Genomic DNA, 10,077 nt, shown 5'->3' with positions numbered 1-10,077 from the left:
GACCGGTGCCTGGCTGTTGGATGTGCCCACCCGCCAGTTGCCTGACTCAATGTCCTGGGAATGGGTCAGGAGCGAGTTGTCTACGTTATGGCAACCGTTTTTGCTGGGCTCGGTCGTCACCGGAGTGGTGCTGGGTGCCCTCGCCTATTTCCTGACCATGATGTACTGGCGCTGGTGGGTGGCGCGGCAGTGGAGGCGGCGTAAGAAAAGCCGGATGTAGGAATGCAAAACGGCCTCTAATGTGGAGGCCGTTTTTTTATGCGGTGTTTGTGCTGGCCCCTTCGCGAGCAGGCTCTCACAGGGTTCGGTGCTGAACACAGACTTTGTGTTCATAGCAGATCCCATGTGGGAGCGAGCCTGCTCGCGAAGTGGGCGACGCGGTCCTCGATCAGGTACGCATCCCGCGACCGCTGACCAGCAACCGTGCGCAACCGATGTACAACACGAAGGTCGCCACCAGCATGAAGGTGATCGCGATGCTGATCCGGATGTCTGAAACACCAAGGATCCCGTAACGGAAGGCGTTGACCATGTGCAGCACCGGGTTCGCCAGGGACACGGTCTGCCAGAACGGTGGCAACAGGGAAATCGAGTAAAACACCCCGCCCAGGTAAGTCAGCGGTGTCAGCACGAACGTCGGTATGATCGAGATGTCATCGAAGTTGCGCGCAAACACGGCGTTGATGAAGCCCAGCAGCGAGAAGATCGTCGCCGTCAGCACCACCACCAGAATGGTCACGCCCAGGTGATGCACCTGCAAATCCGTGAAGAACAGCGACAGCAACGTCACGATGACCCCAACCATCAACCCGCGCAGTACGCCACCCAGGGTGTAGCCGATTAGAATCGTATGCGGTGATACTGGCGATACCATTAGTTCCTCAATGGAGCGTTGGAACTTGCTGCCAAAAAAACTCGACACTACGTTGCCGTAGGAGTTGGTGATCACCGACATCATGATCAGACCCGGCACGATGTACTCCATGTAAGTGAAGCCACCCATGTCACCGATCTGGCGACCGATCAGATTGCCGAAGATCACGAAGTACAGAACCATGGTGATGGCAGGCGGCAGCAGGGTCTGCGGCCAGATCCGGGTAAAGCGCCGGACTTCACGGTAAACGATGGTATTGAGGGCAACGAGGTTGGGTTGCAGCTCGGAACTCATACCGCCACCTTCGACAGATTTTTCTCCACCAGAGACACGAACAACTCCTCGAGGCGATTGGTTTTGTTTCGCAGGCTCAGTACTTCGATGTTTTGCTGCGCCAACTGAGTAAACAATGCGGTGATGCCCATGGCTTTGTCGACCTGGACTTCAACGGTGTGGCTGTCGATCAGCCGGGTCGGGTAGCCGAGCAACTGCGGCGCACTGTTCAATGTGTTCTTGACGTCGAGGAGGAACGTTTCCACATGCAGTTGGCTGAGCAGCTGCTTCATGCTGGTGTTCTCGACGATGGTGCCGTGGTCGATGATGCCGATGTTGCGGCACAACTGCTCGGCCTCTTCCAGATAGTGCGTGGTGAGGATGATGGTGATGCCTTTCTGGTTCAGCTCGGTGAGGAAGGTCCACATCGAGCGACGCAGTTCGATGTCCACCCCTGCCGTCGGTTCGTCGAGGATCAGCAGGCGCGGTTCATGAACCAGCGCACGAGCGATCATCAGTCGACGCTTCATACCGCCAGACAGCGAGCGTGACGGCGTGTCGCGTTTGTCCCACAGCCCCAGTTGGGTCAGGTATTGCTCGGCGCGTTCCTTGGCGATTTTCGCCGGGATGCCGTAATAACCGGCTTGGGTCACGACGATATCAAAGGTCTTTTCGAACTGGTTGAAGTTGAATTCCTGGGGCACCACGCCGATGGAGCGCTTGAGCTGCGCAGGGTTCTTATCCAGGTCATGACCGAAGATATTCACCGTTCCGCTGGTCTTGTTCACCAAGGTCGAGAGAATGCCGATGGTCGTGGATTTGCCGGCGCCGTTAGGGCCGAGCAAGGCGAAAAAGTCACCTTCGGCGACGTCCAGATCGATACCACTCAGGGCCTGGAAACCGTTGCCGTAGGTTTTGGTTAGCTGCCGGATGGACAGAGCGGAACTCATATCGGATTACGCACCAAGAAGGAAGAAAGGAACAAAAGATGGCCGGCGGCGACGACTGCAACCGCGGCGCGTGAGCGCAATGGTGCTTGTCGCCGCCACACAAGTACAGTCAAGTGTGTCGATAGTGAGTATTAAGTCAACGCGGTCATAACGGCTTTTTGATACGCCGAACGCTGTTTCAACCGGGCGTACCAGGCTTCAAGGTGCGGCTGCGGTGCGCGCTCGATCGGCATCTCGAACCAGGCATAAATAAAACTGCCGAGCGGGATGTCGCCCATGCCGATTTCGTCGCCAGACAAGTACGGTTTGGCGGCCAGCGCTTGATCGGCCATCGACAGCAGCTCGGTGCATTCCTTGATTGCGGCGTTTATGGCCAACCAGTCCTGCTTGTCTGCCGCAGTGCGCATCACGCCCCAGAATACTGTGCGGAAGGGACCGGAGAGACTTGAAGTGGTCCAGTCCATCCACTTGTCAGCCGTGGCGCGGGCTTTCAGATCCGTCGGATACCAGGGACTGCCGTCGGCATGACGGGCCATCAGGTAACGCACGATGGCGTTGGACTCCCACAGGACAAAGCCGTCATCCTCGATCACCGGTATGCGGCCATTGGGGTTCATCGCCCGGTACTGCGGCGTATCGACAACACCGAAGGCGCCACCTGCATCGATGGCTTCATAGGCCAACCCCAGTTCTTCGGCGGCCCACAACGGCTTTTTTACATTCGACGAATTTTTCCGACCCCAGATCTTCAGCATGACCGCCTCTTTTTCGACAAGTGGGCAGGCAGCATACGCCGGATCAGGCGCGACTCAAATCGCTCTGCATATCCCCCAGCAGGGTTGGCAGTGTGTCGCTGAACAGATGCGGATAACACTTTTCCAGGTGCTCGAAAAAGAACGTTTCCGGCACATCGGTGAATTGCCCGTGATCGACCAGGTACTCCATCAACTGCGCGCCATCGCGATTGAACGGATGAAAGACACTGTCGTGGATCCCGTCGAATTCCAGCGGCGCGACATTGAACAGTTCACAGAGTTTTTGGTTGAACGCCGGGGTTGCCTTCACCCAACGGTCATTCAGATACAGCTCCGTATAGCCGTGCATCGCAAACACATCGCTCTTGAGCAATTCGAGCAAACGTGGCGTCGACAGGTGATTGCGAACATCGGCCAGACCGATCCGCGCCGGGATCCCGCAATGTCGCGCCGCGCCGGCCAGCAACGTGGCTTTGGGCACGCAATAGCTTTCTCCGGCGGCCAGCGCATAACTGCCGCGCAAGGTCTCCGGATCGCGACTAAACGTGTAGGGGTTGTAGCGCACCGCCTCGCGCACCGCGTAATAAAGGCCGATCGCTTGCTCGACCGGATCTCGACGGCTGCCGCGATGTTGTTCGGCGAACTCCACCACCGAGGGGTGGTCACTATCGATGAAGCGGCCGGGACTCAAGTACTCGTGCATGAGAATAATCTCCTGGGGAAGCCCCGAGTCTAACGACAGGTTCAGCACAGAGATAACGACGTTTCGGCCAAACATGGGCGCATTGCCGCGTAGGAAACGAACGATTTCACGAGCGTGTTGCCAACCGAGCCTACAAATCTCATCCAAGGTTTCCCACGATTTCAATCACATCGCTCTGACCACCCTGTTTGGCGGATGCCGTCTAAGCTCTGAAGGTTGGTTTTACCCTGATTCATGGAGGATTAAATATGCTGCTGTTGTGGATACTGGTTCTGGTTGTCGGGATAGCCTGGCTGGCCCATCGTCGCATCGCTCCGCTGCCCGCTCTTTGCATCGTTGCCGCTTATGTGGTGGCAATGGGGGCTTTCAGCCGTGCGCCCGGTTGGCTGCTGCTGTTGTACTGGGTGGTGATCGCAGCCGTTGCGGCGCCATTGTTGCTCCCCGACCTGCGTCGCAAGTTCTTCAGCGCACCGCTGTTCAACTGGTTCCAGAAAACCCTGCCGCCAATGTCGCAAACCGAACGCGACGCCATCGACGCCGGCACCGTGTGGTGGGACGGCGAACTGTTCAGCGGTCGCCCCGACTGGGACAAACTGCTGTCCTATCCAAAAGTCCAACTGAGCGAAGAGGAACAGGCCTTCATCGATGGACCGACCGAAGAGCTCTGTGCCATGGTCACCGACTGGCAAATCGGGCAAGACATGGACCTGCCCGCCGCAGCCTGGACGCACATCAAGGAAAACGGCTTCTTCGCGCTGATCATTCCTAAAGAATTTGGCGGCAAAGGCTTCTCTGCCTATGCCCACTCACAGGTCGCCATGAAACTGGCGACCCGCAGTGGCGACCTCGCTTCCACCGTGATGGTCCCCAACTCCCTTGGCCCCGCCGAACTGTTGCTGCATTACGGCACCGACGAACAACGCAACCATTACCTGCCTCGACTGGCGCGTGGGGACGACATTCCCTGCTTTGCATTGACTGGCCCATTGGCCGGTTCCGACGCTGGGGCAATGCCCGACACAGGGGTGATCTGTAAAGGCGAATGGAAAGGCAAGGAAACCCTTGKCCTGCGCCTGAACTGGGAAAAACGCTACATCACCCTCGGCCCGGTAGCGACCCTGCTCGGCCTCGCCTTCAAGGCCTATGACCCGGACCATTTGCTGGGTGACGAGGAAGACCTGGGGATTAGCCTGGCACTCATTCCTACGGATACCGCAGGCGTGGAAATCGGCCGCCGCCACTTGCCGCTGGGTGCCGCATTCATGAACGGCCCCAACTCCGGCAAGGACGTGTTCGTGCCGCTCGACTTCCTCATAGGTGGCCAGGAAATGCTCGGTAAAGGCTGGATGATGCTGATGAATTGCCTGTCGGTCGGGCGCTCGATTTCATTGCCGGCTGTCGGCACCGGCGCGGCCAAATACACCAGCCTGGTAACCGGTCAGTACGCTCGGATTCGCGAACAATTCAACGTGCCACTGTCGGCGTTCGAAGGGATTCAGGAAGCCCTGGCGCGCATCGGCGGCAACGCCTGGATGATGGACGCGGCCCGCATGCTGACCGCCAACGCGGTGGATCTGGGCGAGAAACCGTCGGTGCTGTCGGCGATTCTCAAATACCACCTCACCGAACGCGGCCGTGAGTGCATCAGCCACGCGATGGATGTTCACGGCGGTAAAGCCATCATCATGGGGCCAAACAACTACCTTGGCCGCAGCTGGAATGGCGCGCCGATTTTCATCACCGTGGAAGGCGCGAACATTCTCTCGCGCAACCTGATGATCTTCGGCCAGGGGGCGATTCGTTGCCATCCCTTCGTGCTCAAGGAAATGGCCCTCGCTGGCCGCGAAGACAAGGACCAGGCGCTTATCGAATTCGACGGTCTGCTGCTCAAGCACATCGGCTTTGCTGTGAGCAACGCTGCCAGCACGTTGGTGCTGAATCTTGGCTTCGGACACTTCGAACACACACCGGGCAACAAGCTCAGTCAGGGTTACTTCCGGGCGCTCAACCGCCAGGCCGCGGCGTTCGCCCTGCTGGCGGACCTGAGCATGATGCTGCTGGGCGGCGAATTGAAGCGTCGCGAACGCTTGTCGGCACGCCTGGGAGACGTGCTCAGCAACCTCTACCTCGCCTCTGCCGCCCTCAAGCGTTACCACGATCTCGATTCACCGGAGCACATGGCGCCGCTGTTTACCTGGGCCATGGAGGAAAGTCTTGGCCAATCGGAACGTGCGCTGGATGAACTGTTGACCAATTTCCCGAACAAGGTGCTGGGTTGCCTGTTGCGGGTCGTCGTGTTCCCGTTCGGCCGTCGACACAAAGGGCCATCGGACTCACTAGGGGCCGAAGTGGCCGCCGTGATTGGCCGCGCCAAGGGCGATCCGACACTCGAAGAGTTGCTGGGCGGGTGCTATAGACCGCAATCAGCCGATGACGCCGTCGGGGCATTGCAACATGCCTGCAATTTGCTCAACGCAGCGCAGCCTCTGCAGAAAAAACTGCACATGGCGCTCAAAAGTGGCCAGCTCAAACCGGCTGCCGGTGAACATGTCATCGATGCAGCGCTGGAGGCCGGTGTATTGCAGGCAGTGGAAGCGCAAACCCTGCGGGCCACCGAAGCGGCGCGGCGCAAGGTAATTGATGTCGACGATTTCGATAAAGAAGAATTGGCGCTGGCGCAAGGAAAGGTCCGCTGATCCCGCAATACATGTACGCCAATGCAAAATGGGCGCAGGGGCTTTATACTCCTGCGCCCGTTTTGCTCTTGAGGACTTATCTCGTGTCCAACGTCGTTGCCGACCATCTCGTCTTGCTTGACCACTTGCGCAGCATCCTGGTCGCCGTGGGTGAGGCCGAACAGGTTCCCGAAGAAAGCCATGCCTTGTTCCTGGAGCGCTTCGACGAACTGCGTGCGTTGCTGCCGATCGATCCGATCGAAAGCCAATACCTGGGCCAGGACATTCTCTGCCAGGTGATCACCCGCTACCCGCAAATTGCCCACCTGGTCCCGCGCGATTTGCTGTGGTACTTCGCCGGCGACTGCCTGCATTACATGCCCGATGATGAAATCGATCTGTATCAGGCGCTGGAAGAACGTCGCTTCGAAGCTGAACAGAACGACGAACCGTTTGACTGGAACCAGGAAAAACAACTGCTGGCGATGTCGAACAACGACGCCAAGCACTGATCCCGGATCAGTTATGCAAAAGGCCCGCATGGTTGAACATGCGGGCCTTTTTATTGGCTGCGTGATGCATTTTCTGGACAAACGCTATCGCGAACAGGCTCGCTCCCACATCGGAACGCGGTCAAATGTGGGAGCGAGCCTGCTCGCGAAGGGGCCCCTCACAGCAACCCATCACTCTCAGGTAACTSAAACTCCGCCGCCACCTTGTCCGCCTTCCCCTGCTTGCTCAACGTCGGCTCCTTCTCAAGACACTCCACCAGATAGTCGATAAACACCCGCAATTTCGGCGGCAGATAGCGAGTTGGCGAATGCAGCAACCAGGCCCCGCCGTGGTACGACGCCAGAAACGTCCAGTCCGGCAACACCTGCACGATCAGCCCCTGCTCCAGCGCATGACGCGCAGTGAAATACGGCAGGCTGCCGATGCCGATGTGCTGCAATACCGCGCCGAACCGCACACCCGTGTGATTGGCGGCATACCGCCCACGTACGCCGACTGTGACTGCTTTGGTGCCTTTCTTGAATTTCCAGCGCGCATCGCTTGGGGTTTCCCCCAGATAGATGCAGCTGTGGTTGAGCAAATCGTGGGGATGCGTCGGCGTACCGTATTCGGCCAGGTATTGCGGTGTGGCGCAGAGCAAATGGTCTATGGTCAGTAATTGCCGTCCAACTAGACCGGCGGGTGGTTGATCGGTGATTCGGATGGCGAGATCCACATGGTCGTCGATCAGATCCACCTGCCGATCCTCAAGCAATAACTCCACATCGACCTTTGGATAGCGCCGCAGAAACTCCGGCATATGCGGGTGAATAACGAATCGCCCTACAGCCTTGGGCACACTGACTCGCACCAATCCTTCGGCTTCATGGGTGAACTGCCCGCTGATTTCCATCACCGATTTGGCGGCGCTGACCATTTCCTGGCAGCGCTTGAACACCTCTTCGCCGCCATCACTCAAGCGCAATTTACGCGTGGTTCGTTGCAATAGACGTGTGGCCAGCGCCTTCTCCAGACGCGAAATGCTACGACTGACCGCCRAAGGAGAAGCACCCAGTTGGCGGGCCGCTTCGGAAAAGCTGCCGGTTTCGACTACCTTGACGAAAATCGCCATCTCACCCAGCAGCGGAAGCGGAAGATTTATGCTCACAGCGCAACAGTCCTTTGATGTTTGAACGGATTATCACGCAATTCCACGCTACATATAATAAAAATAGAAACTTTAATAAGGGCATGGAATATGACGCTTCGCCTCTTTTTCCATAGTGATGACCTCAAGGCTAATGTGGAAGTCTTGGATTGCACGCCCTGTGAGAACGAATTTTCGGTGGTTCTGCGCGCCACGCTGTTTCACCCACAGGGTGGCGGACAGCCCTCTGATACGGGCTGGATCGGCAATAGTCAGGTACTGCGGGTTATCCAGGATCCTGACCGGATCATTCATTTCGTCGATCAGCCGATACCCCCCGGCATGACCCCGATCCGGGTGGATGGGGAGCGTCGTCAGTGCAATACACGCATGCATTCAGCCGGGCATTTGATCGGCCACTTCATCCAGGCCAAGGGCTGGATGCCGATCAAGGCGCATCACTGGCCGGGCGAAGGACGCGTGCAATTCAAGGCGCTGGAATGCGCACAGGACGTCGATGCCCAAATCATTCAACTCGGCCTCGAACAGTGGATTACCGAGGATTTTCCGCGCCTGACGTCTTTGCGCGAAGGCGCCCGGGAAATCGGCTTCGGTGAACTGCCCGCCTACGGCTGCGGCGGCACCCATGTACGCAGCCTCAAGGAGCTTGGCACGGTCACGATCGCGTCCCTTTCATTGAAGAAGGGAACGCTGTCAGTCCACTACAACGTGGATTGAGCATTTGGGCGATGCCGGCACCGTCATCGTCTGACGCCGGGGGAACCTGCGTTCGCGGGTTCCGTTGACTATCTGATAGAGGGACCTAAAACATGATGCTTGACGTCGAGCGTCTCGATGAGACGTGCATAAAAAAACTGGCCAATGAAGRAGTCCTCGCCATCCGCGTCAAAGGCTTGTTACCCCGGCCGCTGGCGATTCAGATTGGCGACAAGATCCTCGCCCCAGGCTTCGAAGGCTACATCAATGCGCCGAGCATCGGCCGCATCGGAATGGCATTTTATGAAGCGGAAAATCAGCCCCTGCTGATCGAGGACTACTTCGAACGCGCCACCCGCAATATTGCGGAGTTGCGTAACCGTTGCGCGCCCTATTCATCCCCGGTCGACACCCTGCGCTGCATGCTCGACGAATCCTGGCCGGCGGGTGCGCACCTGGAAAACCTCTACGGTCGCAAGATGTATGTCGGCCTGTCACGGGTGGTGAAACCGGGGGTGTGTTTCCTTGCCCACCACGACATTTYCGCCAAGGACGCCCCGGACAGCTACCAGGCCAGAAGCCTGGAAGCGCAGTTCGCCTGCAACGTTTACCTGAATATGCCGACCGAGGGCGGTGCGCTGCAGGTGTGGGACGACGACATTTCCCCGGATCAGTTCGACGACATGCGCGGCGACAGTTACGGCATCGACCCGGCCCTGCTAGGCCCTCCGGCCTTGGAGATACGCCCAGAACCAGGCGATTTCATCATGTTCAATTCGCGCCGCATGCACTCGGTGACACCGGGTGTGGCGGATCCGCGACTGAGCCTTTCGTTCTTTGTCGGTTACCGCGGCAATGCTTCACCTCTTACCTTCTGGAGTTGAGATGATTTCGAATTACCTGGGCGAATTTCTGGCGCTGGCGACTATTCACTTTCTGGCCGTCGTCGCACCCGGGCCGGATTTCGCCGTGACCATTCGTCAGAGCGTGCGTTTCGGCCGGTTGGTAGGCATCTGCACGGCGTTGGGTATCGGCGCGGGGATTTCCGTGCACGTGCTGTACACGCTGCTTGGAGTCGGTGCGCTGATGCATACGACGCCTTGGCTGTTGACGGTGGCCAAGGTCGCGGGCGGCGTCTACATTTTGTACCTCGGTGTCAGCCTTTTGCGCAGCAAACCCAAGTCCGCGCTTGAGGGTGACAAAGTCCCGGACGCCCCCGTCGCTGAACAACCGCTGTTGAAGGCATTCACCACCGGGTTTCTGACCAACGCGACCAACCCAAAGGCGACGCTGTTTTTCCTGGCAATTTTCACCACCATTATCAGTGCCACGACACCACTCAAGGTCCAGGCGTTTTATGGGGTCTGGATGTGCTTTGTGAATGCGTTGTGGTTTGTCATTGTCGCGCTGTTCTTTTCCAGCGCCCGGGTGCGAGTGCTCTTCATGCGCATGGGCCATTGGTTTGAACGGACAATGGGGGTGATTCTGATC

11 protein-coding genes are annotated in these 10,077 nt (G+C 58.1%); 6 read left to right on the top strand and 5 right to left on the bottom strand.

Annotation, left to right across the window (positions count from 1 at the left end):
• Positions 1–220, top strand: a 220-nt coding sequence (locus AC1DRJ_RS13505; protein ID WP_477802593.1) for a DUF2062 domain-containing protein, incomplete at its 5' end; no start/stop codon positions are given.
• 168 nt (positions 221–388) lie between these two features.
• Here AC1DRJ_RS13505 and AC1DRJ_RS13500 read toward each other — a convergent pair.
• The 4 genes from AC1DRJ_RS13500 to AC1DRJ_RS13485 form a co-directional block, all read right to left on the bottom strand.
• Positions 389–1,168 (bottom strand): ABC transporter permease, encoded by a 780-nt coding sequence (locus AC1DRJ_RS13500; RefSeq protein ID WP_477802592.1) that lies wholly within the window; start codon positions 1,166–1,168, stop codon positions 389–391.
• A complete protein-coding gene (locus tag AC1DRJ_RS13495; protein WP_477802591.1) occupies positions 1,165–2,097 on the bottom strand; it encodes an ABC transporter ATP-binding protein in 933 nt (310 codons plus the stop codon). The genes AC1DRJ_RS13500 and AC1DRJ_RS13495 overlap by 4 nt, the downstream gene beginning before the upstream one ends.
• Positions 2,098–2,228: 131 nt before the next feature.
• The gene (locus AC1DRJ_RS13490; RefSeq protein ID WP_477802590.1) at positions 2,229–2,852 is read right to left on the bottom strand and encodes a glutathione S-transferase family protein; all 624 of its coding nucleotides are present in this window, start codon (positions 2,850–2,852) and stop codon (positions 2,229–2,231) included.
• 43 nt (positions 2,853–2,895) lie between these two features.
• The gene (locus tag AC1DRJ_RS13485; protein ID WP_477802589.1) at positions 2,896–3,555 is read right to left on the bottom strand and encodes a transglutaminase-like domain-containing protein; all 660 of its coding nucleotides are present in this window, start codon (positions 3,553–3,555) and stop codon (positions 2,896–2,898) included.
• Positions 3,556–3,803: 248 nt separating this feature from the next.
• On the opposite strand from AC1DRJ_RS13485, the gene AC1DRJ_RS13480 reads away from it, so the two are divergent.
• Both AC1DRJ_RS13480 and AC1DRJ_RS13475 read left to right on the top strand, forming a co-directional pair.
• Positions 3,804–6,251: an acyl-CoA dehydrogenase gene (locus AC1DRJ_RS13480; RefSeq protein ID WP_477802588.1), complete on the top strand. Its 2,448-nt coding sequence runs from the start codon at positions 3,804–3,806 to the stop codon at positions 6,249–6,251.
• A gap of 83 nt (positions 6,252–6,334) precedes the next feature.
• Positions 6,335–6,742, top strand: coding sequence for a PA2817 family protein (locus AC1DRJ_RS13475; RefSeq protein WP_477802587.1), 408 nt, complete (start codon positions 6,335–6,337; stop codon positions 6,740–6,742).
• 158 nt (positions 6,743–6,900) lie between these two features.
• Here AC1DRJ_RS13475 and AC1DRJ_RS13470 read toward each other — a convergent pair whose 3' ends face one another.
• Positions 6,901–7,890 carry a LysR family transcriptional regulator gene (locus tag AC1DRJ_RS13470; protein ID WP_477802586.1) on the bottom strand — a complete coding sequence of 330 codons (990 nt, stop codon included), beginning with the start codon at positions 7,888–7,890 and terminating at the stop codon, positions 6,901–6,903.
• 90 nt (positions 7,891–7,980) lie between these two features.
• Here AC1DRJ_RS13470 and AC1DRJ_RS13465 point away from each other — a divergent pair, with 90 nt between their 5' ends.
• The 3 genes from AC1DRJ_RS13465 to AC1DRJ_RS13455 form a co-directional block, all read left to right on the top strand.
• On the top strand, positions 7,981–8,607 hold the full coding sequence (locus AC1DRJ_RS13465; protein WP_477802585.1) for an alanyl-tRNA editing protein: 627 nt from the start codon (positions 7,981–7,983) through the stop codon (positions 8,605–8,607).
• Between the two features lie 92 nt (positions 8,608–8,699).
• On the top strand, positions 8,700–9,470 hold the full coding sequence (locus tag AC1DRJ_RS13460; RefSeq protein ID WP_477802584.1) for a 2OG-Fe(II) oxygenase: 771 nt from the start codon (positions 8,700–8,702) through the stop codon (positions 9,468–9,470).
• Between the two features lies 1 nt (position 9,471).
• A partial coding sequence (locus tag AC1DRJ_RS13455) for a LysE family translocator (protein WP_477802583.1) occupies positions 9,472–10,077 on the top strand: 606 nt, incomplete at its 3' end.

The sequence above is a fragment of the Pseudomonas sp. P5_B2 genome (genome assembly GCF_056400445.1).
This window is presented reverse-complemented; position numbering and strand designations above follow the sequence as displayed.

Bases quoted from the DNA above. Each gene is read 5' to 3' on its own strand.
- AC1DRJ_RS13500 (WP_477802592.1), bottom strand. From the start codon at position 1,168: ATGAGTTCCGAGCTGCAACCCAACCTCGTTGCCCTCAATACCATCGTT.
- AC1DRJ_RS13495 (WP_477802591.1), bottom strand. From the start codon at position 2,097: ATGAGTTCCGCTCTGTCCATCCGGCAGCTAACCAAAACCTACGGCAAC.
- AC1DRJ_RS13490 (WP_477802590.1), bottom strand. From the start codon at position 2,852: ATGCTGAAGATCTGGGGTCGGAAAAATTCGTCGAATGTAAAAAAGCCG.
- AC1DRJ_RS13485 (WP_477802589.1), bottom strand. From the start codon at position 3,555: ATGCACGAGTACTTGAGTCCCGGCCGCTTCATCGATAGTGACCACCCC.
- AC1DRJ_RS13465 (WP_477802585.1), top strand. From the start codon at position 7,981: ATGACGCTTCGCCTCTTTTTCCATAGTGATGACCTCAAGGCTAATGTG.